This is a genomic window from Bradyrhizobium lupini (genome assembly GCF_040939785.1).
Lineage (GTDB): Bacteria > Pseudomonadota > Alphaproteobacteria > Rhizobiales > Xanthobacteraceae > Bradyrhizobium > Bradyrhizobium canariense_D.
This window is the reverse complement of record NZ_CP162553.1, coordinates 632665-656132: the sequence shown is the minus strand read 5'-3', so window position 1 is coordinate 656132 and position 23468 is coordinate 632665. Positions and strand designations below refer to the sequence as shown.

Genomic DNA, 23468 nt, shown 5'->3' with positions numbered 1-23468 from the left:
CGTGAGGCGCGCGGTGCAAGCTGCTACTCGGCAGCTTCCTTAACGGTGCCGTGCTCGACCGTCTCGTCGCCTTCGCCGTCACCCTTGCGGCCCCAGCCCGAGAACCAGTTGTTGAGCTCGTCGAGATAGAGATAGACGACCGGGGTGGTGAACAGCGTCAGCGCCTGGCTGACGATCAGACCGCCGACCATAGCGTAGCCGAGCGGCTGGCGAATCTCGGCGCCGGTGCCGTGGCCCAGCATCAGGGGCACGCCGCCGAGCAGGGCAGCCATCGTCGTCATCATGATCGGACGGAAGCGCAACAGCGCTGCCTGCCGGATCGATTCCGCCGGCGTCTTGTGCTCGTCGCGCTCCGCGGCGATGGCGAAGTCCACCATCATGATGCCGTTCTTCTTCACGATGCCGATCAGCAGAATGACTCCGATCAAAGCAATGAGGCTGAACTCGAAGCCCGCCGCCATCAGGATCGCGAGCGCGCCGACGCCGGCCGAGGGCAGCGTCGACAGAATCGTGATCGGATGGATGTAGCTCTCGTAGAGGATGCCGAGGATCAGATAGACCACGACCAGCGCGGCGAGGATGAGGAGCGGCACGGTGCCGAGCGACTGCTGGAACGCCTGTGCCGTGCCCTGGAAGCTCGAATTGAGCGTCGGCGGCGCGCCGAGGTCCGCCATCGCCTTCTGCACGGCCTCCGTAGCCTGGCCGAGCGCGACGCCCTGGGCGAGGTTGAAGCTGATCGTGATCGCCGGGAACTGGCCCTGGTGGCTGATCGAGAGCGGGCGAACCGGATCGGTGCTCCAGGTCGCGAAGGTCGACAGCGGCACCTGGTCGCCGGTCAGCGGAGACTTCAGGTAGAGCTTGTTCAGGCTCTCGAGGCTGCCCTGCATCTCCGGCAGGATCTCGAGAATCACCTTGTAGGTGTTGAGCTGGGTGAAATACTGCGTGACTTGGCGCTGTCCGAAGGCGTCGTACAGCGTGTCGTCGATCAGCTGCGGCTGGATGCCGTAACGCGCAGCCGTATCGCGGTTGATCTTGAGCTGAACCGTGGTGCCCTGGGTCTGCTGGTCGGTCGCGACGTCGCGCAGTTGCGGCAAAGTCTGCATCTTGGCGAGAATCTTCGGCGCCCAGTCATTGAGCTCGGCGAGATCGGCGTCCTGCAGGGTGAACTCGAACTGCGTACGCGTCGGCCGGCCGCCGAGCCGGACGTCCTGGGCCGCCTGCATGTAGAGGCGGGCGCCGGACACCTTCTCGAGCTTGGGACGCAGCCGCGCGATGATCTGCTGCGCCGAGGCATTGCGGACGCTGAGCGGCTTCAGCGTGATGAACATGTTGCCGTTGTTGCCGGCGCGGCCACTGCCGCCGATGTTCATCGCGATCGTTGCGACGTCGGGGTCGTCCATTACGATTTTGCCGAGCTCGACCTGGCGGCGCTGCATCTCCGCGAACGAGATGTCCTGGGAGGCTTCCGAGGTCGCCGTGATCAGGCCGACGTCCTGTTGCGGGAAGAAGCCTTTCGGGATCAGCACGAACAGATAGACCGACAGGGCAAGGGTGGCGAAGAAGATCGTGAGCGTGGTGCGGCGCCAGCTCAGGGCATGGTCGAGCACCCATTCGTAGCCGCGCAACATTGCATCGAAGCCGCGCTCGCTCCATTGGTAGAACTTGCCGTGGGTGACCTCGCCATGGGCGCGCAGGAAGCGCGAGGCCATCATCGGCGTCAGGGTCAGCGACACGAACATCGAAACGAAGATTGTCATCGCCAGCACGACGGCGAATTCGCGGAACAGGCGTCCGATGATGCCGCCCATCAGCAGCAGTGGAATCAGCACTGCGACCAGCGAGATGCTGATCGACACGATGGTGAAGCCGATTTCCTTGGAGCCCTTGAAGGCCGCCGCCATCGGCGATCGCCTTCTTCGATGTAGCGCGTAATGTTCTCGAGCATCACGATAGCGTCGTCGACGACGAATCCGACCGCGATGGTGAGCGCCATCAGCGACAGATTGTCGAGCGAATAGCCGACGACCCACATCAAGGCGCACGCGCCCAGCAGCGCCAGCGGCACTGTGATTGTGGGAATGACGGTCGCCCAAAAACTGCGCAGGAAAATGAAGATGACCATGACCACCAGCGCTATGGTCAGCAGCAGCGTGAACTGGACGTCCTCGACCGCGGCGCGGATCGTCGTGGTGCGGTCGCTGATGAGCTCGATCTTGATCGCGGGCGGGATCGCGGCGACGAGGCGAGGCAGGGTGGCCTTGATCCGGTCGACGGTTTCGATAACGTTGGCGCCCGGCTGCTTGAAGATCACCAGGAACACGCCGCGCTTGCCGTTGGCCCAGGCCGCCTGCTTGGCGTCCTCGGCGCCGCTGACCGCTTGGCCGACATCGCGGATTCGCAAGGGACCGCCATTGCGATAAGCGATGATGACGTCGTTCCAGTCCTTGGCCTGCGTGAGCTGGTCGTTGGCGTAGATCGTGTAGGCGCGCTTCGGGCCGTCGATGTTGCCCTTGGGGCTGTCGACCGTGGTGATCGCGATCTGGCTGCGCACGTCCTCCATCGACAGGCCCTTGGCGACGAGTTTCGCCGGGTCGATCTGGATGCGGATAGACGGTTTCTGCTGGCCCCCGATGAAGACCTGCGCGACGCCGGAGAGCTGGCTGATCTGCTGGGCGAGCTGGGCGTCGACCGCGTCGCTGACGCTGGTCAGCGGCAATGTGTCTGAGGTTGCCGACAGCAGCAGGATCGGCGCGTCGGCCGGGTTGACCTTGCGGTAGGTCGGCGGCGACGGCAGGTTCTTCGGCAGCTGACCGCTCGCGGCGTTGATGGCGCCCTGCACGTCGTTGGCGGCGCCGTCGATGCTGCGGTTGAGGTCGAACTGGATGGTGATCGACGCGGTGCCCAGATAGCTCGTCGAGGTCATCTGGGCGATGCCCGGGATCTGGGCGAATTGCCGTTCGAGCGGCTGGGCCACCGACGAAGCCATGGTCTCTGGGCTGCCGCCCGGCAGATTGGCTGTGATCTGGATGGTCGGGAAGTCTACCTGCGGCAGTGGCGCGACCGGCAGCAGGGGATAGGCGACGAGACCGACGAAGAGAATGCCGGCCATCAGCAGCGAGGTGCCGATGGGATAACGGATGAAAGGTGCCGAAATCCCGCCCGCGTTCATTCCTGTCGGACCTTGTTCTGGGCCGGATCCGTACTCGCCACGGCCGTGGAGACGAGGCTTCCGGGCTGGACCTTGAATTGGCCGCCGGTGATCACTTGCTGCCCGGGCGTCAGCCCTTCGTCGACGACCGAACGTCCGTCGATGCTGTAGCTGACCTTGATCTTGTGCACCTCGGCCTTGTTGTCCTGATTGACAGAATAGGCGTAGAGGCCGTTGGTGGAGTGCTGGACCGCGTCATCCGGGACAACGGTCGCATCCTTGAGGGTGCGCACCAGCAGGCGTGTCGACACCGATTGACCGGGCCAAAGCGCGTGGTCCTTGTTCTCGAACACCGCCTTGAGCCGGATCGTGCCGCTGCTGGTGTCGACCTGGTTGTTGATGACGGCAAGCTTGCCCTCGGCCAGCGTCTTCTTGCCGTCGGTGGTGAAGGCGATCACCCTGAGCGCGCCGGCCTTCTGGCCCTCGCTGATATAGGGCAGCTGATCCTCCGGCGCGGTGAAGATCACCGAGATCGGCTCGACCTGCGAGATCGTGACGATACCGGTCTGCGTCGAGGCGTTGACGATGTTACCGATGTCGACCTGGCGCAGGCCCGCGACGCCGGTGATCGGCGCCTTGACCTGGGTGTAGTCGAGCTGGGTCTGCGCGTTGGAGATCGCGGCATCGTCGGCGGCGATCTGCGCCGTGAGCTGGGCGACCGTGGAACGCTGGGTGTCGACCCGCTGGGCGGTGGCGAATTCGCCGAGCTTCATGGCGCGCTGGAGCTCGAGATTGGCGTTGGCCAGATTTGCCTCGTCCTGGGCCTTCTTGGCCTTGGCCTGGTCGAGCGTGGCTTGATAGGGACGGGGATCGATCGAGGCGAGAAGCTGGCCCTCCTTGACGATCTGGCCTTCGGTGAAGGCGATCTTGTCGATCTGGCCATCCACCCTGGTCCGGACTTGGACGGTGTTGAAGCCCGCAACCGTGCCCAGACCGGTCAGGTAAACCGGAAAGTCCACCTTTTGAACCGGCGAAACGCTCACAGGGACGGCGGACGGGCGCTGCGGCCCCTTTTGTGCGGTCTGGGTTTTTCCGGCGTCGGGCGAGCCGAATTTCTGCCAACCATAGTAACCTGCGGAGGCCACGGCCGCGATGATCAGAATCCAGAGGATCGGCCGGGACTTTTTCATATCGTCTCGTGTCGGCTCTTATGCCCTAAGCTACGAATTATGAGGCAATCATAGGGTTCCAGGAGGCTTGTATAATACACGCCAAGTTCCAGTGTAAACAGCACTATCGGTTGAGAATCCTAAACAATTGGAAAGCTTTGCACGGGTTAGGCAGCTCCGTGTCACTACGGTGTGCCGTGCTGCATTCCCCCCTCAGGAACGATCAGCGTGCAAAGTTTGTGCAATGCTCGAAAGCGGTGTGCTCTGGACTGAGCGGCGCCGCGCCCTAGGCCGCAAGGCGACGGCTGGCAGGAACGGTTCTAATCGTGCGGAGCTCGTTTCGGTTGTCAGGGAAATCGGCATCGGTCATATCGACGCGCCACAACGGGAGCGCAGCATGGACGAACTGAACGGCAAGCTGATCGCGTGTCAGATCCTGATCACGGGACTGATCGCACGCGTCGCCAACGAGCAGCGTGATCCCTTGCGCTTTCTCACCGAGTTCCGCGACGAGATCAGAGCCGTCGTCAACGGCGTCAACATCGCAGGCATGGACAACAGCGACCGCGTGCGCGCGGTGGCGCGGAAGACCGTCGATGAATTGTTCTCGTTGATGAAGCCGCCAAGCAGCGATTGACCATGCGCCCGCGACCGCCGATTTAGCAGCATTTTCACGCGCTCTTTAGAACGACTCAATCTCGATTTAGAACGATTTCAAACGGCAGTTTAGAATCGCTTTGATCTGGACTTATTCAAGCGTTCTCGCGGCTTACTCGCATTGACCCGCAATTTTGCGGCCGATACCAACACTCCAATCGCTCATCGAAGTGAATGGGCGAACTGGAATATGGGGCGTGTTTGGTAATGGGGCAGGTGGTCGCACCGAAGTCGTTGCGTTCGGTCGCAGCATTCGATGAAAAGTTCACGAGCGTTTCCGGCAAGAAGGTCTCCGCTGTCGCCGGCCTGATCGCAGCAGCATCGGTGTCGAGCGGCGCGGAGGCTCAGCAGTCGAACCTGCCGCCGGTGACGGTCGATGCGCCGGTCGCGCGTCCGCGCCCGGTGGCTTCGAAGCCGACGGCGGATCAGGTCCGCGCGCGCAATGCGCTTCGCCGCGCCGCGCAGCGGCAGCAGGCGGCGCAGCAGACCGCTCCCACCACGCCGTCCGGCGAGGTTGACCGCAATCCGTATTCGGATCCGGCGGCGCCATACAAGGTCGACCACGTCCAGGCCTCCGGCAAGTTTCCCGAGCCGATGCTGAACACGCCGAAGACCATCACCGTGCTCAGCAAGGAAGTTCTCGAGGACAAGAACGCCACGACGCTGAAGGAGATCGGGCGCTCCACCGCTGGCGTGACGCTGGGGTCGGGCGAGGGCGGCAACGCGTTTGGCGACCGCTTCTTCATCCGCGGCTTCGATGCGCGCAACGACGTCTTCATCGACGGTATCCGCGATCCCGCGGTCTCAATCCGCGAAAACTTCTTCACCGAGCAGATCGAGATCCTGCGGGGCCCCGCCTCGTCCTACGCCGGCCGCGGCACCGCTGGCGGTGCCATCAACATCGTCACCAAGCAGGCGGGCGACGTTAATTTCAAGCGGATGGATACCGAGTTCGGCACCGACAGAACCAAGCGCGTCACGCTCGACGTCAACCAGGTCGTCGATCCGACCTTCTCCGTGCGCGTGGGCGGCCTGTTCCAGGACGCCAACGTCGCCGGCCGCAACTATATCACCGACGATCGCTGGGGTTCTTTCATCTCGACCAAGTACACCCCGACCAACGACATCAAGATCACGACGAACTATGTCCACACCGATCTTAGCGGCTACCCGGATTTCGGCGTGCCCTTCTACAGGCAGGGCAATGTCCCTGTGACGTCGGCGGGCATTCCGCGCGGAAACTGGTACGGCTTCCTCAATCGCGACTTCCAGACCGCACGGCAGGATTTCGGCACCGGAACGATCGAGTACAAGGTCAACGATGCCATTACGCTGACCAGCAAGGTTCGCGGCGAGCACTCGCTGCTGAACTACATCGGCACCTTGCCGCAGAACCCGAACACGACCAGCCCCAATCCGCTGCTCTGGACCACCACGGCCAGCGCGCAGAGCCGCTTCCAGAACGTCGACGTGTGGGCCAACCAGAACGAGGCCACTTTCAAGCTCGTCACCGGAGGGGTCAAGCACACCGCGGTGTTCGGCGTGGAATACGCCAACGAGAACATCTCGATCGACCGTTACACCGGCCTCTCGTCGGAACTATTCGGCGGCGGCTCGACCAGCAACGGAGCGGTCACGGGGGTCAACCTCTACTCGCCGCAGTACACCTACATTCCCTTCAGCAACACGCCATCGCTGGTTGGAAATCCCACGCGCTATGGTGTCAACACCAGCAGCGTCTACGTCATGGACACTGCGAACTGGCAGGACACCATCATTGTGAATGGCGGCGTGCGCTACGACGGCTATAATATGAGTGCGTCAGTCAACGCGCCCCCCGCCCTAAAAATGAACGCCGATCTTGTCAATTACAATGTCGGCGCGGTCTACAAGCCGATCTCGATCGGCAGCCTTTATGCAGCCTATGCGACCTCGGCCAATCCGTTCGGGTCGGAGCTTGATGCGACCGCGACCGATTACGGTGGTGTTCCGCCCAACACGACCGTTTTGCTCGGACCCGAGCGCAACAAGGCAATCGAGCTCGGCACCAAATGGGAGCTTGCCGACCGTCACCTGCTGGTGACCGGTGCGCTGTTCCAGACGACCAAGGACAATGCGCGCGAGACCGTCAACAGCGTGCTGACTTCGGGCGCCGCCTACAGGATCCAGGGCATCGACATCGAGGCCGAGGGCAAGCTCACCGACCGCTGGAGCATTTTTGGCGGCCTGGTGCTGATGCAGTCGAAGGTCACGCAGAGCGGCGTTGCCTCGAATCTCGGTCTGCAACTCGCCAACATAGCCCACCAATCGTTCAGCATGTTGACCAAGTACAAGTTCGACGGCGGCTGGGAACTCGGCGGGCAGGCGGTGTACCGCTCGAAGGTCTATGGCGGCACGTTCGCGGCCAACACCAACGAGTTGCCGAGCTATTGGCGGTTCGACGCGTTCCTCGAGAAGAAGATCGACCAGAACTGGACCATGAAGTTCTACGCCCAGAACCTGACGAACAAGCTCTACTACGACTCGTTCTATCGCAGTGCCGTGCCTTTCGTGGCGGTCGCGCCGGGACGGGCGTTCTACCTCGTGACGACGGCGAAGTTCTGATCATGTTGACGTGCCTGCCTGGCGTTCTGAGCAAGGATGATGTGGCGGATTTCCGCCGCATCATGGACGCCAGCGATTGGGAGGACGGGCGCTCCACCGCCGGCTCGCAGTCGGCGATGGTCAAGCGCAACGAGCAATTGCCGCCCGACAGCGAAGTCGCGCGAAAACTCGGCAACCGCATCATTTCGGCGCTGACCTCGAACCCGCGCTTCATCGCGGCGGCGATCCCGCTCCAGATATTCCCGCCGCTGTTCAACCGCTATGCAGCCAGCAGCGGCCACCGTTTCGGCCTGCACGTCGACAATGCCATCCGCGGCGACCGCCTGACCGGCCTCCGCATCCGCACAGACCTGTCGGTGACGCTGTTCCTGGCCGAGCCGGAGGAGTACGACGGTGGCGAACTTGTGATCGAGGACAGTTACGGTTCGCACGAAGTCAAGTTGCAGGCCGGGGACTGCGTGCTCTATCCCTCGACCAGCCTCCATCTGGTCACCCCGGTGACGAGGGGAACGCGGGTTGCGTCTTTCTTCTGGCTTCAGAGCATGATACGGGACGATCAAGCCCGGAGCATGATCTTTGACCTCGACACCGCGATACAGGCGCTGGTGGAACGGCTCGGGCGTGACGATCCCGAAACGGTCAAATTGACGGGTATCTATCACAACCTCATTCGCTACTGGGCCGAAGTATGAAGATCATGTCCTTCCAAGCAAGCCTTGCCGCAGCTCTTGTGCTGGCGGCCGCCTGGCTTGCATCCCCTGTTTCCGCCCAGACACAGGCCACGCCCGCGGCACCGGTCCAGTCGACGGCTCAGCCGTCCCCGGTCGGCCCGGCCCCGGTTGTTGCTCCGCCTGCGGCGCCGCAAGCTGCCGCGCCTGCGGCTGCAAAGTCCGATACTGCAGCCGGCATCGCGCCCGCCATGAAGGAATTGTCGCCCTGGGTGATGTTCATGTCGGCGGACATCATCGTGAAGGCGGTGATGATCGGGCTCGCTTTTGCATCGCTGATGACCTGGACGGTGCTGATCGCCAAGTCGATCGAGCTGTCGATCGCCGCGACCAAGCTTCGCTCGGCGCTGAAGAAGATCGCGGAGGCGCGCTCGCTCGCGGAAGCGCAGATGGCGCTCGGCTCCAAAGCGGGGATCCTGCCGTCCTTCCTGGCGGCGGCGCTGCGGGAGGCGCGGATGTCGGCCGGCCTGTCCAGTGACACCGGCATCAAGGAGCGGGCGGCTTCGAGCTTCTCCGAGATCATGCGCGCGGAGGCGCGGCGCATCCGCGTCGGCATGGGTGTGCTCGCGACCATCGGCTCGACCTCGCCCTTCGTCGGCCTGTTCGGCACGGTGTGGGGCATCATGAACAGCTTCATCGGCATCTCGAAGTCGCAGACCACGAACCTCGCCGTCGTTGCGCCCGGTATCGCCGAGGCGCTGCTCGCCACCGCGATCGGTCTGGTCGCCGCCATTCCCGCCGTCATCATCTACAATTACTTCTCGCGCGTGACGAAGAGCTATCTCGAGCTCGTCAGCCGTGCCTCGGGCGCGGCGGGGCGGTTGCTCTCGCGCGATCTCGACCGCAGCCACGGCAGCGTGCATTCGCGCGCGGCGGAGTGAACCATGGGCGTTTCGCTCGCAGACAATGATGACGACGACGATTTCGGCGAAACGCATGAAATCAACGTCACGCCGTTCATCGACGTCATCCTGGTGCTGCTGATCATCTTCATGGTCGCAGCGCCGCTCTCGACCGTCGACCTGCCGATCGATCTGCCGACGTCGAGCGCGACGCCGCAGAAGAAGCCGGACAAGCCGACCTATCTCAGCATCAAGCCCGATTTGACGCTTGCCATCGGAGAGAACCCGGTCCACCGCGCCGAGTTGATCGGCACCCTCGACGGGCTGTCCGACATGAGCAAGGACAAGTACGTGTTCCTGCGCGCCGATCGCTCGGTGCCGTATGGCGAGTTGATGGGCGTCATGGAGCTGTTGCGCTCAGGCGGCTATTCGCGGGTGAAGCTGGTTGCGCTGGAAGGCGCTCCGGGGGCGCCCGCGGCAGGCGCCGCTCAGCCTTAGAGGCCCGCTATGTCGGACGAGTCCAGACCAGCCCGGACGCTTTGGATTTTGGCAGCGATGGCGGCGCTCGCGCTCCATCTGGGCGGGGCCGCGCTCGCGTTGGCGCACCTGCGGGCCGATGACGCCGATGACGGCCTCGGCGCGGCCGGCGCGGAGTTCGCTGTCGAGATGGCCTCGCCGAAGGCGCCTGACACCGACCTTCCGCCGGGACCGGATAGTGAAGCGATGCAGGAGCAGCAGGCGCTTCCCGAGCAAAAGGCCGAGACCAAGGAAACCGAGCTTCCAAAGGATCAGTCGCAACAGGTCGACGATCCCGATCGGGTCGTCACCGAGAACATTTCGAAGAAGCCGCAGGACGAGGATCCGAAGATTGCGGCGGTCGAAACGCCCGCTGCGGAGGCCTCGCCGAAGTCCGTTGCGACGGCGCGGCAGACGCTCGACGAGGACGCGCGCGAGGCCGAGAAGGCACTGGCGCCCGTGCTGGGCATCGGCAAGGACATTCTAAAGCTCACGGCAGACTGGAATCGCAAGATTAGCGCGCACCTTACGGCCCACAAGGTCAATCCGGAAGGCAAGGAGCCCAACAATCAGAAAGTCAAGGTCAGCTTCGCGATCAACCGACGGGGCAACGTGCTTTCAGTCGACGTTGTCGAGTCGTCCGGGGATGCAGCTTACGATGCGGCCGCGATCTCGATTGTCCGCAAATCCGATCCCATCCCGCAGCCGCCTGCCAGCCTGACCGACGACCGGTTCGAGCGCACCGTCGACATCATCTTCACGCCGCCGGACGCAAGGAAAAAGAAGAAGACGGCTCAGCGCCAGTAGAGCCTGATCCCGACATAGACCACGACCAGGCAGGCGAAGATCAGGGCCACCGGGAGCGGCCGCTTCTGGGTTGCGCCCGCGGTCGCTGCCCGGAAGAAACTGGCCTTCTTCAGCTTCGGTTCGGGGCGGCGGAAAGCGGTAACATTGTCCGCCGCCGGTTCAGCCGCCCGGGGGCGGACGTCAGGTGGAGTTCCCGCGCCGCCCATCTCGGCATAGTAGGCCTTGTAGATGGCGCCGATGGTGGCCTCGGTAGCCTCACCCTCGTTCATCTGCGCCCGCAGGTTCTTGTAGCTCAGGAGGAACTCCTGCGCCTCCGGAGGCAGCGCGGACGACCCGTTGAGCTTGGCCATCATCTTCCAGGTGGCAAAATCGGCGCGAGCGCGGGTATCAGCGCGTCGCGCGATCAGCATATCGGCAGCTTTGACCAAGTCGGCCTCGAGCCCTTCGGCTTGTGTTCGGGTGTGCTGTTCAACTACGTATTGCCGGTCAGAATGAGAACAGCCTGAATCACATAACCGGTCAACGTTCGCAGTATTGCTGAAATAACATCAAGATTTAGACCGAACTGCGAGCCTGCCAGCGGTAGCAGGATCAGCAAGCCGATCAGAATCAGCATCCCGAACGGCTCGAGCCGCGCCAGCGGGAGGGCGAGTGGCCGGGGCAGCAGCCCTACCGCGACGCGCCCGCCGTCGAGCGGCGGGATCGGCATCATGTTGAACACCGCCAGCACCGCGTTGATCAGCAGTGCGTTCTTGAGATTGTCAAAGATCCATTGCGCCGAGTTCGCTGGGGCCCAGGGCAGGGCGTGCAGGGCAAGAGCTGCGGACAGCGCCAGCAGGATGTTGGTGGCGGGCCCGGCCAGCGCCACCCAGACCATGCCGAGTCTGGGGTCGTTGAGCTTGCGGAAATTCACCGGCATAGGCTTGGCATAGCCGAACAGGAATGGCGAATGCGCGAACAGCAGCATCGCCGGCAATATCAGCGTGCCGAACGGGTCGATGTGGCGGAGCGGGTTGAAGCTGACACGGCCGAGCTGCCATGCGGTATCATCACCGAGACGATGTGCGACGAAGGCGTGGGCAGCCTCGTGGAAGGTGATGGCGAGCACCAGCGGCAGCACCCACACCGAGAGGTCATACAAGGAAATGTTCACGGCTCGTCCGTCCCGGTTTGCCTGCGGTCTTGCAGCCGACCCAGCCAACCGGTGGTGCAGCAACGCGTCACCCCAACATAGGGTGGGCGGTCCCGAAATGCCACGCCGCAAATGATCGGCGAGACCAGCGGCCGTGACGTGGAGCCTTGGCGCCGGATGAGCTACGTCGGGATCGTCCCGTCATATCGGATCATGCCGTCCTCGATCGTCACCCAGCCCATCTTTTCGCTGACCCAGATGTGCTCGGTGGGCACAAACGCGTTGCGATCGTCGAAGGTCGCCAGCGCAACGCCAGCCAGCGTGCCGTTGCGCCGCCAGGCGAACAGGCGCGTGCCGCAGCGCTTACAGAACACGCGGTCGATGTTCTCGGACGACGCATAGCGCTCGGTGTCGCCCTCGACAGTCAGTGCGCGCTGGTCGAATTGCGCGCGGGCGAAGTAGGGCGAGCCCATCGCCTTCTGACAGAGGCGGCAATGGCAGATGCGGACGTTGAGCGGCTCGCCCTCCGCCTTGAACCGCACCGCGCCGCACAGACATCCGCCTTCTCGGATCATGGCTGCCTCAATAGGTTGCCCGCCCACCCGAGATGTCGAACACGGCGCCGGTCGAGAACGCGCAGTCCTCGGATGCGAGCCAGCTCACCATCGCGGCTAGCTCTTCCACCAGCACAAAGCGCGCTTTCGGGATTTTCGACAGCATGAAGTCGATATGCTGCTGCGTCATCTGGTCGAAGATCGCCGTCTTCGCAGCCGCGGGAGTCACCGCATTGACGAGAATGTCGTGTGCGGCCAATTCCTTGCCGAGCGACTTGGTCAGCGCGATCAGGCCGGCCTTGGACGCCGAATAATGCGAGGCGTTGGGATTGCCTTCCTTGCCGGCGATCGAGGCGATGTTGACGATGCGCCCGTACTTCTGCTTGAGCATCCAAGGCACGATCGCCTTGCAGACGATGAAAGGGCCGTCGAGGTTGATGCGCAGAACTTTCCGCCATTCCTCGAGATCGGTCTCCCAGACCGGCTTGTTGACGCCGGCGATGCCGGCATTGTTGACGAGGATGTCGATCTTGCCGAAGGCGGCCAGCGTCGCGTCGCGGGCCTGCTCGACGGCCGCGGTATCGGTGACGTCGACCTTGAAGACGCAGGTGTTATCGCCGATTTCCTTTGCCGTCTTCTCGGCCAGGGCTGCATCAAAATCCCAGATCGCGACCTTGGCGCCGGAGGCGACGAAGCGCTGAACAATGGCGCGGCCAAAGCCCTGCGCGCCGCCGGTGACGATGGCGACACGGCCGTTGAGATCGATCTTGTTCATGCCGGGCCTCTGGCGTCAGAGCATGTAGCCGCCGTCGACCACGAGGTCGACACCGGTGGTGAAGGCGCTCTCGTCGCTGCCGAGATAGACCGCCATGGATGCGATCTCGTCGGCGGTGCCGAGCCGGCCCATCTTCTGGCGGGAGACGAACATCTCCTTGCCCTGCGGCCCTTGCGCTGCGGCACGGTCGAGCATCGAAGGCGTCTCGACGGTGCCCGGGCAGATGCTGTTGCAGCGGATGCCCTTGGTGATGAAGTCGAGCGCGACCGCGCGCGTCAGCAGCGACACCGCTGCCTTCGAAGCGCTGTAGACGTAACGGTTGGCCGGTGGCCGCAGCGCCGCGCAGGAGGAGATGTTGACGATGCTGCCGCCGCCGCCCGCGAGCATGTCCGGCAGGAAGGCCCTGATGGTCCGGTGCATCGACTTGACGTTGAGGTCGAACGAGAAATCAAAATCCTCTTCCGAACACTCCAGGATGGTGCCGTGGTGCACGAAGCCCGCCGCGTTGAGCAGGATGTCGACCTTGCCGACGCGCTTGGCGAAGGCGTTAACGTCGGCGGTGCTGCGCACGTCGAGCTTCGCAGTCTCGGCAATACCTTCCTTAGCCAGGCTCGCGATGCCGCTCTCATTGATGTCGGTGGCGATGACGGTTGCGCCTTCACGCGCGAATGCAATGGCGCATGCGCGCCCGATGCCTGCCGCTGCAGCCGTGATGACGGCGCGCTTTCCCTTGAGGCGGTCTGCCATTTGTATTCTCCTCGATTTTCTCAGTGCCGTAGCCCGGATGAGCGCGCGAGCGCGATATCCGGGAGCGGATGTCCCGGGTGTCGCTCCGCTCACCCGGGCTACGTGTTCCTAACTCAGTGATTATCCCGCGCTACGCCAAATGTGCCGGCGACGTTCTGATAGCGCGTAGCGAGCTCCATGCAGGCACCGGTCGACTGCTGGCCGACGGTGTTGCGATAAAGCTCCTGCCACGGCGTCTGGTTCGGCGGATGCTTGAAGCCGCCATTCGCCGCCAGCTCGGCGTGGCGCTTCTTCACCTCGTCGTCGGAGATGAGAATGTTGGCACTGCCCTTGTTCAGATCGACGCGTACCTTGTCGCCGTTTCTGAGGATCGCGAGCCCGCCATTGGCGGCGGCTTCCGGCGAAGCATTGAGGATCGAAGGGGAGCCCGAGGTGCCCGACTGGCGGCCGTCGCCGATGCAGGGCAGGGACATGATGCCGCGCTTGATCAGCGCCGCAGGGGGCTGCATGTTCACGACCTCGGCGCCGCCGGGATAGCCGATCGGGCCGGTGCCGCGGATGAACAGCACGCAGCGCTCGTCGATCTCGAGTGAGGGATCGTCGATCCGCTCGTGATAGTCCTCGGGACCCTCGAACACGATGGCGCGGCCCTCGAATGCATTGAGATCGGTCGGGTTGCTGAGGTAGCGATCGCGGAACTCCTTGGAGATCACGCTGGTCTTCATGATCGCGGAATCGAACAGATTGCCCTTCAGCACCAGGAAGCCGGCGTCCTTCACCAGCGGCTTGTCGTAAGACCAGATCACGTCGTTGTCGGGTTTTGGCGCATTGGCGCAGTTCTCGCCGATGCCGCGGCCGTTGACCGTGACCGCGTCCTCGTGGATGCGCTTGTGCTTCATCAGTTCGCGCACCACGGCCGGCACGCCGCCGGCGCGGTGGAATTCCTCGCCGAGATAGAAGCCGGCCGGCTGCATGTTCACCAGCAGCGGCACGTCGTGGCCGACCTTCTGCCAGTCGTCGATGGAGAGCTCGACGCCGATGTGGCGCGCCAGCGCGTTAATGTGGATCGGTGCGTTGGTCGAGCCGCCGATCGCCGAATTGATCACGATGCAGTTCTCGAACGCCTTGCGGGTCAGGATGTCCGAAGGCTTGAGGTCTTCCCAGACCATGTCGACGATGCGTTTTCCCGTCTCGTAGGCGATCTGGCCGCGCTCGCGATAGGGGGCGGGGATCGCCGCACAGCCCGGCAGCGAGAAGCCGAGCGCTTCCGCGAGCCCGTTCATGGTCGAAGCGGTGCCCATGGTGTTGCAATGGCCGACCGAGGGCGCCGATGACGCCACGATCTCCATGAATTCTTCATAGTCAATCTCGCCGGCGGCGAGGCGCTCGCGCGATTTCCAGACGATGGTGCCGGAGCCGGTGCGCTCGCCATTGTGCCAGCCGTTCAGCATCGGCCCGCCCGACAGCACGATCGCGGGCAGGTTGACGGTCGCCGCCGCCATCATGCAGGCCGGCGTGGTCTTGTCGCAGCCCGTGGTCAGCACCACGCCGTCGAGCGGATAGCCGTAGAGGATTTCGACGAGGCCGAGATAAGCGAGGTTGCGGTCGAGCGCCGCGGTCGGGCGCTTGCCGGTCTCCTGGATCGGATGGGTCGGGAATTCCATCGCAATGCCGCCGGCCTCGCGGATGCCTTCGCGGACGCGATGGGCAAGCTCGATATGGTGGCGGTTGCAGGGGGAGAGGTCGTTGCCGGTCTGCGCGATGCCGATGATCGGTTTGCCGGACTGGAGCTCGGCGCGGGTGAGACCGTAGTTCAAATAGCGCTCCATATAGAGCGCGGTCATGCCCGGATTATGCGGATTGTTGAACCATTCCTGCGAGCGGAGGTGGCGGCGAGCGCCGTTGCCGGCGGGGGCATGCCCATTGGTTGGTTTTTTTGTCATTGGTTTCTCCTGCAATGCAAACGCACTGGCGTCCGTTTTATGGTATCGGCTTGTGCGATGCCCAACGGCGCGAGCGACGATTTGCCTGCCCGCTGGCGGGTCGTTTCCTCACAAATCCGATACTAGTCATGGCCACTTGGTAACGCTACCATTTTGTTCGCAACACCCCCGCCTGAAACGGCTGGCCGGTTGTCGGAACGCCGGGCCGACGAGCTTTGCCGCTCGATCACCTTGAAGCCGAGATCGAGCACCGGCTGCTCCGGACGCCGTCCGTCGATCGCGTCGATCAGCATGCTGGCGGCCGTGTTGCCCATCTCGTAGCGGTTGGTGCGCACGCTCGTCAAAGTCGGGACGGCGGAGGCCATGAATTCGAGATCGTTGAAGCCAACGATCGCGATCTGTTCGGGGATCGCGATCTCGCGGCGCCTGCATTCGAACAGCACACCCAGCGCGAGGTCGTCATTGGCGCAGAACACCGCGTCCATGCCGGGCTCCCGCGCCAGGAGATCGGTGAACAGGGCGCCTCCGAGCGTTACCGAGGTCGGAGTCGCCGTGGTGACGACGAGGCGTTGGTCGAACAGTCCGGCGTCTTTCATGGCCGAGACGTATCCGTCGAGCCGGCGCTGCACCCGCGGATCCATCCGTGCGCCGACGAAACCGATCTTGCGGTGACCTTGCGCGAACAGATGCGCAACCGCCGCACGGGCTGCGTCATAGTGCGAAAAGCCGATCATCATGTCGATCGGATTGGGTCCGATCTCCATGATCTGCACGATCGGGCAGTCGGCGGCATCGAGCATTGCGCGCGATTCCGTGGTCTGGTCGATGCCGGTGACGATCAGCCCGGCCGGCTTCTGCGCAAGAAACAGCCGCAGCAGCTTCTCCTCCTGGAGAATACTGTAGCGTGTGTTGGACAACTGGATCGAGTAACGGCTGTTTTCGGAGGCGTCGTAGATGCCGCGTAGCACGTCGGAGAACACGTTATTGGTCAGCGACGGAATCAAGACACCGATCACCTCGGTGCGCTGCGAGGCCAACGCGCGCGCCGCCAGGTTCGGTACATAGCCGAGCTCCCTGGCTGCGCTCTCGACCCGGGTCCGTTTGGCGAGCGACAGCGCCTCGGGATTGCGGAAGAAGCGGGACGCTGTGATCGGGCTGACGCCGGCGAGCTCGGCGACTTCCGCCAGCCGGATTTTGCCTGACTTGGTGCGGTTTCGACCCATTTGCTGCTCTTAACACACTCAATGTCGCAAACAAAGGAACGTTGACAGCGCTACCAGCACGGACTAACCAAAGACAAATTGCCAAAACCGCACAAACTGCCGACAATGTCGCCCGCTAAGGTTGGGCTTCGCTCGGTGAAGTCTGAAAAACAAGACGGTCGCGGCGCGAGATGCGTCGTGGACTTTCGAGGAGGGGAGCTAGATGTCGTCTGTGCAAATCCGCGACGTGCGGAAATCGTTCGGCAATTTTGAAGTCCTGCACGGCGTTTCGATTCCGATCGAGGACGGCCAGTTCGTTGTCCTGGTTGGCCCCTCCGGCTGCGGCAAGTCGACGCTTCTGCGCATGCTCGCCGGTCTCGAGAACATCACCTCAGGCACGATCTCGATCGGCGACCGCGTCGTCAACAATGTCCAGCCCAAGGAGCGGGACATTGCGATGGTGTTCCAGAACTACGCGCTCTATCCGCACATGACGGTCGGCGAGAACATGGGCTTCTCGATGAAGCTGCGGGGCGAGAGCACCGAAGAGATCAACAAGCGCGTCAAGCGCGCCGCCGAGATCCTGGCACTGTCGCCGCTGCTCGAACGCTATCCGCGCCAGCTCTCCGGCGGCCAGCGCCAGCGCGTCGCCATGGGCCGCGCCATCGTGCGCGATCCGCAGGTGTTCCTGTTCGACGAGCCCTTGTCGAACCTCGACGCCAAGCTGCGCGTCGCGATGCGCACCGAGATCAAGGAGCTGCACCAGCGGCTGAAGACCACGACGGTCTACGTCACCCACGATCAGATCGAGGCCATGACCATGGCCGATAAAATCGTGGTCATGCATGACGGCATCGTCGAGCAGATGGGTACGCCGCTCGAGCTCTACGACAAGCCCGAGAACCAGTTCGTCGCCGGCTTTATCGGCTCGCCGTCCATGAACTTCCTGAAGGGTCATGTGCGGGTCAACGGCGTTGCGATCTTCGAGGGGCCGAATGGCGTCAAGCTGCCGCTCAGGAACGCGCCGGCGGCGTCCGACGGGCGTCCTGTCGTTTACGGCGTGCGTCCCGAGCATTTCACCATCGCTGACGACGGCGCCGATGCCGAGATCGTCGTGGTCGAGCCGACCGGCTCGGAAACGCAGGTGTTTGCGAAGCTCGGTGGTGAGCAGGTCGTCGCGGTCTTCCGCGAACGTCACCAGTTCAACCCGGGCGACAAGGTCAAGCTGAAGCCCGATCCTTCCGTGATTCATCTGTTCGACGAGGCGACGGGCAAACGCGTATAGCGACGCCAAAGAACTGCCAAGCAGAACTGCCCCAATACAAGACGACCCAATACAAATATAAAATTTAGGGAGAGAACGATGAGCGATTTCGACAGGCGAAGTGTGCTTAAAGTCGGTCTGGGCGGCGCGGCGCTGCTGGCCGGCCCGGGCATTGTCCCGGTACGCGCGGCGGAGTGGACCAACACGCCCGAGCCGAACGCTTCCATCCGCGTCTTGCGCTGGAAGCAGTTCATTCAGGCCGAGTTCGACAAATTCGCCGAGCAGACCAAGGCGTTCTCCGAGAAGACCGGCGTCAAGATCAAGCTCGAGGCCGAGAGCTGGGAGGACATCCGCCCCAAAGCCGCGGTCGCCGCCAATGTCGGCGCCGGTCCCGACCTGATCATCGGAACGCTCGATGATCCCCACAAATTCCCGGAAAAGCTGATCGACATGACTGACGTCGCCGACTATCTCGGCGCGCAGTATGGCGGCTGGTACCCGGTTGCCGAACGCTACGGCAAGAAGGGCAACAGCTGGATCGCCATTCCGCAGGGCGCGACCGGCGGCTGCCTGAACTATCGCGTTAGCCACGTGAAGGCCGCCGGCTTCGATGAATTTCCCAAGGACACTGCCGGCTTCCTCAAGCTCTGCCAGGCGCTGAAGAAGAACAACACGCCGGCCGGCTTCGCGCTCGGCCACGCCACGGGTGACGCCAACGGCTGGTGCCAGTGGGCGCTGTGGGCCTTCGGCGGCAAAGTCGTCAATGAAAAGAACGAGGTCGTGATCGACTCGCCGGAGACGATCGCCGCGCTCGAATACGTCAAGCAGCTCTACGAGACCTTCATCCCCGGCGTGCTGTCGTGGAACGACTCGAACAACAACAAGGCGTTCCTCAACGGCGAGCTCAGCCTGACGCTGAACGGCATCTCTATCTGGACCGTCGGAAAGAACTCGACCGATCCGAAGCAGCAGGAGATCGCCAAGGACATGAACCACGCGCCGATGCCGATCGGTCCGGTCGGCGTGTCGACCGAGCAGCAGAACGTGCTGGTTTATTACGGCTACAAGCACTCGAAGTATCCGAAGGCGGTCAAGGAATACATCAAGTTCATGATGGACAAGGCGAACTACGACGCCTGGGAGGTCTCCTCCAACGGCTACGTGTCGCCGCCGCTTCCGGCCTACAACGACAACCCGGTGTGGACGTCGGATCCGAAGATCACGCCGTATCGCGACTGCCTGAAGCGCTGCCGCGACAACGGCTATGCCGGCGACCTCGGCTATGCCTCGGCCGCCGTGATGGGCGACTTCGTCGTCGTCGACATGTTCGCCGAGGCGGCGTCGGGCTCCGTGACGCCGAAGGCGGCAGCCGCACGCGCAGCCGAGCGCGCCAAGCGCTACTATCAGGTCTGATCAGCTCCAATCTACGCGGCGTCCGGTTCGCCGGACGCCGCGACTTTTCGTCGAGGGGAATCCGACATGGCAGTTATGGCCGAGTCCACTGTCGCGCAGGCCAAGCGCAGCAGCTTGTGGACCAGAGCATTCGAGAGCCGGCATTTCCTCGGCGCGATGTTCATGGTGCCGGCAATCGCCATCCTCATCCTGTTTCTGGCTTACCCGCTGGCGCTGGGCTTCTGGCTCGGCATGACCGACACCAAGATCGGCGGCGCCGGGCGCTACATCGGCTTCCAGAATTTCGTCTCGCTGGCGAAGGACTCAGTGTTCTGGCTTTCGGTGTTCAACACGATCTTCTACACGGTCGCCGCCAGCGCGGTGAAATTCGCCATCGGCCTTTACCTGGCGCTGCTGCTCAACGAGCGGCTGCCGATGAAGTCGATGATCCGGGCGATCGTGCTGTTGCCCTTCGTCGTGCCCACGGTGCTCTCTGCGATTGCGTTCTGGTGGATTTATGACAGCCAGTTCTCGATCATCTCCTGGGTGTTGATCAAGGCCGGCCTGATCACGCGCTATATCGATTTCCTTGGCGATCCCTGGAATGCGCGCTGGTCGGTCGTCGCCGCCAATATCTGGCGCGGCGTGCCTTTCGTGGCGATCACGCTGCTGGCGGGATTACAGACCATCTCGCCCTCGCTCTATGAGGCCGCCAATCTCGACGGCGCCACCAATCTGCAGCGCTTCCGCCACATCACGCTGCCGATGCTGTCGCCGATCATCGCGGTCGTGATGACGTTCTCGGTGCTGATGACCTTCACCGACTTTCAGCTCATCTACACCATCACGCGGGGTGGACCGATCAACTCCACCCATCTGATGGCGACGCTGTCGTTCCAGCGCGCCATCACCGGCGGCAATCTCGGCGAGGGGGGCGGCGATCTCGAACGCGATGATTCCGTTCCTGGTCGCGGCGATCCTGCTCAGCTTTTTCGGGCTTCAGCGTTCCCGCTGGCAGCAGGGCGGGAGGGACTGACCATGACCACGGCAGACGACCAAAGCGTCGGAATGGACTATCTCGAGAGCTTCCCGCGGAAGTTTTTCGGGTCTACCTTCCGCTCGGCCTGATCATCTTCTTCCTGCTGTTCCCGTTCTACTGGATGGCGGTCGCGACGTTCAAGCCGGACGCGGAGATGTACGACTACGAAAAGTACAATCCGTTCTGGATCGTGCATCCGACGCTGGAGCACATCAAGAAGCTGTTCTTCGACACCGACTATCCGCTCTGGATGTGGAACACCGTGATCGTCTCGGTGTCCTCGACCTTCATCTCCCTGTTCGCCAGCGTCTGCGCCGCCTATGCGATCGAACGCCTTCGCTACAAGGGCTCGCGCTATGTCGGCCTTGCGATCTTCCTCGGCTATCTGGTGCCGCCCTCCATTCTGTTCATTCCGCTGGCGGCGATCGTGTTTCAGCTCGGGCTGTTCGACGGCAATTTGGCGCTGATCCTGACCTATCCGACCTTCCTGATCCCGTTCTGCACCTGGCTCCTGATGGGCTATTTCCGCACCATCCCCTATGAGCTGGAGGAGTGTGCGCTGATCGACGGGGCGACGCGGCTGCAGATTCTGATGAAGATCACGCTGCCGCTTTCGCTGCCGGGCGTGATCTCGGCGGGCATCTTCGCCTTCACGTTGTCCTGGAACGAGTTCATTTACGCGCTGACCTTCATCTCCTCGTCCGAAAACAAGACGATCCCGGTCGGCGCGATCACCGAGCTCGTCAATGGCGACGTCTACCACTGGGGGGCCCTGATGGCGGCGGCTCTGACCGGCTCGGTTCCCGTAGTTATCCTTTATTCCTTCTTCGTGGAGTATTATGTGTCGGCGATGACCGGCGCCGTGAAGGAATGATCGCGGGGCCTGCCTCGAGAGCGCGCCAGGACGAATTGCCGAAATCGGCGCGTTCCGGCCAATAAAAAGGAGTAGGCTCTTGCACATTCTGGTTCTGGGCGCCGCCGGCATGGTCGGCCGCAAATTGTGCGAACGGTTGTCGCGCGACGGCCGGCTCGGCAAGAGCGACATCACCAAGCTGACCATGCATGACGTGGTCGAGCCGAAGGCGCCCGAAAGAGCCGGTTTTGCCGTCGAGACCGTGTCGAGCGATTTCGCCGTGCCGGGTGCGGCCGAAAAGCTGATCGCCGGCCGTCCGGACGTGATCTTTCATCTCGCCGCGATCGTCTCGGGCGAAGCCGAGCTCGATTTCGACAAGGGCTACCGCATCAATCTCGACGGCACGCGAATGCTGCTCGATGCCGTCAGGCTTGCAGGCGGCGGCTACAAGCCGCGCGTGGTCTTCACGTCCTCGATCGCGGTGTTCGGCGCGCCGTTCCCCGATGCGATCGGCGACGAGTTCTTCCACACGCCGCTTCTGAGCTACGGTACGCAGAAGGCGATCGGCGAATTACTGCTGGCCGACTATTCCCGCCGCGGCTTCCTCGATGGCATCGGCATCCGCCTGCCGACCATCTGCATCAGGCCCGGCCTGCCCAACAAGGCGGCATCGGGCTTCTTCTCCAACATCCTGCGCGAGCCGCTGGCCGGCAAGGAAGCGGTTCTTCCCGTGTCCGAGGACGTCCGCCACTGGCATGCCACGCCGCGCTCCGCCGTCGGCTTCCTGCTGCATGCCGGCACCATGGACCTCGCCGCGGTGGGGCCGCGCCGTAATTTGACCATGCCGGGCCTGTCGGCGACGGTTGGCGAGCAGATCGCTGCGCTGAAGCGCGTCGCCGGCGACAAGGTCGCCGCCCGCATCAAGCGGGAGCCCGATCCCTTTATCGTCGGCATCGTCGGCGGCTGGCCGCGCAACTTCAATGCAAAGCGGTCGCTCGAGCTCGGCTTCACCACTGCCGAGAAGACTTTCGACGACATCATCCGCATTCACATCGAAGACGAGCTCGGCGGCAATTTCGTCGCCTGATCTCTGACTGAGCGGGTAAAGTGATGGCGAGCGTTGCTTGCATCGGCGAATGCATGGTCGAGCTCCGGCAGGCCCAGGGTGGACAATCCGCCGGACCTTCCAGCGGGCAGGGCGGGGGGCCTCTACTCGCGTGGATTCGGCGGCGACACCCTCAACACGGCCGTTTACCTCGCGCGGCTCGAGGTCAAGGTCGATTATTTCACCGCGCTTGGCGACGATGCCCTGAGCGATGAGATGATCGCGGCCTGGACTGCGGAGGGCGTCGGCACGAGGCGCGTCGCGCGGCTGCCGGGCAAGCTGCCCGGCCTCTACATGATCCAGCTGGATGCGAAGGGAGAGCGCCAGTTCTTCCACTGGCGCGACAGTGCGGCGGCGCGCCAGCTGATGAACCTGCCGGAAACGGACGATCTCCTCAACTCGCTGATGAGCTACGACATCGTCTATCTCTCTGCGATCACGCTCTCGATCTACGACGCGGCCGGGCGCGAGCGCCTGTTCGCGGCGATCAAGCGCGCGCGTCTGCTTGGCACCCGCTTCGTGTTCGACACCAATTTTCGCGCGCGGGGATGGCCGGATCGTGAGGTCGCGCGCGAGGTGTTTTCAGCGGCCTTCGCGGCAGCCGACATCGTGCTGACCTCGACCGAGGATCTGCTCGCCCTCTATCCCGGTGAGAGCCACGAGCAGTTGATGGCGCGCATCCCAAGCTCCGAGCTGGTGTTCCGGCTCGCCGAGCCGGTCAGCCTGCTGCGCTTTCCCGGGGGGCCCTATGAGGTCCGCGCGGAGCCCACGACTAAACCCGTGGTCGACACCACCGCGGCCGGCGATAGCTTTGCGGCGGCCTATATCGCGGCACGGCTCGCCGGTTCCGACCCGGTCGAGGCCGCCCAGGCCGGGCACCGCCTCGCCAGCCTCGTCATCTGCTATTCCGGCGCCATCATTCCGGGTTATGCCATGCCGCCGAAGAAACGGCACCGGCCGGCGACCACGCGTCAAGCGACCAAGTGAAACG

17 protein-coding genes and 4 pseudogenes are annotated in these 23468 nt (G+C 63.3%); 12 read left to right on the top strand and 9 right to left on the bottom strand.

Annotated features, from left to right (window positions below; all coding sequences use genetic code 11):
- Nucleotides 1-23: 23 nt before the first annotated feature.
- Together AB3L03_RS03495 and AB3L03_RS03490 are read right to left on the bottom strand one after the other, a co-directional pair.
- Nucleotides 24-3169 (bottom strand): annotated as a pseudogene (locus AB3L03_RS03495) (efflux RND transporter permease subunit).
- Entirely contained in the window at nt 3166-4338 is a 1173-nt protein-coding gene (locus tag AB3L03_RS03490; RefSeq protein ID WP_204510936.1) for an efflux RND transporter periplasmic adaptor subunit, read from the bottom strand. Before AB3L03_RS03490 ends, AB3L03_RS03495 begins: the two are co-directional and overlap by 4 nt.
- Nucleotides 4339-4714: 376 nt before the next feature.
- On the opposite strand from AB3L03_RS03490, the gene AB3L03_RS03485 reads away from it, so the two are divergent.
- From AB3L03_RS03485 to AB3L03_RS03460, 6 genes are all read left to right on the top strand, one after another.
- On the top strand, nt 4715-4954 hold the full coding sequence (locus AB3L03_RS03485) for a hypothetical protein (RefSeq protein ID WP_085352792.1): 240 nt from the start codon (nt 4715-4717) through the stop codon (nt 4952-4954).
- 227 nt (nt 4955-5181) lie between these two features.
- Nucleotides 5182-7578: a TonB-dependent siderophore receptor gene (locus AB3L03_RS03480; RefSeq protein WP_231188603.1), complete on the top strand. Its 2397-nt coding sequence runs from the start codon at nt 5182-5184 to the stop codon at nt 7576-7578.
- A 2-nt stretch (nt 7579-7580) separates the two neighbouring features.
- A complete protein-coding gene (locus AB3L03_RS03475) occupies nt 7581-8270 on the top strand; it encodes a Fe2+-dependent dioxygenase (protein WP_368508251.1) in 690 nt (229 codons plus the stop codon).
- Complete coding sequence (exbB, locus tag AB3L03_RS03470) at nt 8267-9187, top strand: tonB-system energizer ExbB (RefSeq protein WP_085395901.1); 921 nt, start codon at nt 8267-8269, stop codon at nt 9185-9187. Before AB3L03_RS03475 ends, exbB begins: the two co-directional genes overlap by 4 nt.
- Before the next feature lie 3 nt (nt 9188-9190).
- Nucleotides 9191-9646 (top strand): TonB system transport protein ExbD, encoded by a 456-nt coding sequence (exbD, locus tag AB3L03_RS03465; protein ID WP_018459254.1) that lies wholly within the window; start codon nt 9191-9193, stop codon nt 9644-9646.
- Nucleotides 9647-9655: 9 nt separating this feature from the next.
- On the top strand, nt 9656-10471 hold the full coding sequence (locus AB3L03_RS03460; RefSeq protein WP_085352796.1) for an energy transducer TonB: 816 nt from the start codon (nt 9656-9658) through the stop codon (nt 10469-10471).
- Here AB3L03_RS03460 and AB3L03_RS03455 read toward each other — a convergent pair.
- From AB3L03_RS03455 to AB3L03_RS03425, 7 genes are all read right to left on the bottom strand, one after another.
- Nucleotides 10459-10881 (bottom strand): hypothetical protein, encoded by a 423-nt coding sequence (locus AB3L03_RS03455; protein WP_018459252.1) that lies wholly within the window; start codon nt 10879-10881, stop codon nt 10459-10461. The genes AB3L03_RS03460 and AB3L03_RS03455 overlap by 13 nt on opposite strands.
- Nucleotides 10882-10943: 62 nt before the next feature.
- Nucleotides 10944-11624, bottom strand: a complete 681-nt coding sequence (locus AB3L03_RS03450; RefSeq protein ID WP_368509123.1) for a site-2 protease family protein — start codon at nt 11622-11624, stop codon at nt 10944-10946.
- Nucleotides 11625-11785: 161 nt separating this feature from the next.
- Nucleotides 11786-12178 carry a GFA family protein gene (locus AB3L03_RS03445; protein WP_018459250.1) on the bottom strand — a complete coding sequence of 131 codons (393 nt, stop codon included), beginning with the start codon at nt 12176-12178 and terminating at the stop codon, nt 11786-11788.
- 7 nt (nt 12179-12185) lie between these two features.
- Complete coding sequence (locus AB3L03_RS03440; protein WP_018459249.1) at nt 12186-12932, bottom strand: SDR family NAD(P)-dependent oxidoreductase; 747 nt, start codon at nt 12930-12932, stop codon at nt 12186-12188.
- A 15-nt stretch (nt 12933-12947) separates the two neighbouring features.
- Nucleotides 12948-13679 (bottom strand): SDR family oxidoreductase, encoded by a 732-nt coding sequence (locus tag AB3L03_RS03435; RefSeq protein ID WP_018459248.1) that lies wholly within the window; start codon nt 13677-13679, stop codon nt 12948-12950.
- A gap of 113 nt (nt 13680-13792) precedes the next feature.
- Nucleotides 13793-15622, bottom strand: a complete 1830-nt coding sequence (locus tag AB3L03_RS03430) for an IlvD/Edd family dehydratase (protein WP_018459247.1) — start codon at nt 15620-15622, stop codon at nt 13793-13795.
- A 122-nt stretch (nt 15623-15744) separates the two neighbouring features.
- On the bottom strand, nt 15745-16845 hold the full coding sequence (locus tag AB3L03_RS03425; protein ID WP_085395903.1) for a LacI family DNA-binding transcriptional regulator: 1101 nt from the start codon (nt 16843-16845) through the stop codon (nt 15745-15747).
- A 202-nt stretch (nt 16846-17047) separates the two neighbouring features.
- Here AB3L03_RS03425 and AB3L03_RS03420 point away from each other — a divergent pair, with 202 nt between their 5' ends.
- The 6 genes and pseudogenes from AB3L03_RS03420 to AB3L03_RS03395 all read left to right on the top strand — a co-directional run.
- The gene (locus tag AB3L03_RS03420) at nt 17048-18109 is read left to right on the top strand and encodes an ABC transporter ATP-binding protein (RefSeq protein ID WP_204510938.1); all 1062 of its coding nucleotides are present in this window, start codon (nt 17048-17050) and stop codon (nt 18107-18109) included.
- A gap of 78 nt (nt 18110-18187) precedes the next feature.
- Entirely contained in the window at nt 18188-19501 is a 1314-nt protein-coding gene (locus tag AB3L03_RS03415; RefSeq protein WP_018459245.1) for an ABC transporter substrate-binding protein, read from the top strand.
- Nucleotides 19502-19576: 75 nt separating this feature from the next.
- Nucleotides 19577-20516: pseudogene (locus tag AB3L03_RS03410) on the top strand (carbohydrate ABC transporter permease).
- A 2-nt stretch (nt 20517-20518) separates the two neighbouring features.
- Nucleotides 20519-21393 (top strand): annotated as a pseudogene (locus tag AB3L03_RS03405) (carbohydrate ABC transporter permease).
- A 79-nt stretch (nt 21394-21472) separates the two neighbouring features.
- Nucleotides 21473-22459 (top strand): D-erythronate dehydrogenase, encoded by a 987-nt coding sequence (gene denD, locus AB3L03_RS03400; RefSeq protein WP_018459243.1) that lies wholly within the window; start codon nt 21473-21475, stop codon nt 22457-22459.
- 78 nt (nt 22460-22537) lie between these two features.
- Nucleotides 22538-23464: pseudogene (locus tag AB3L03_RS03395) on the top strand (sugar kinase); the annotation flags it as partial.
- Nucleotides 23465-23468 lie beyond the last annotated feature (4 nt).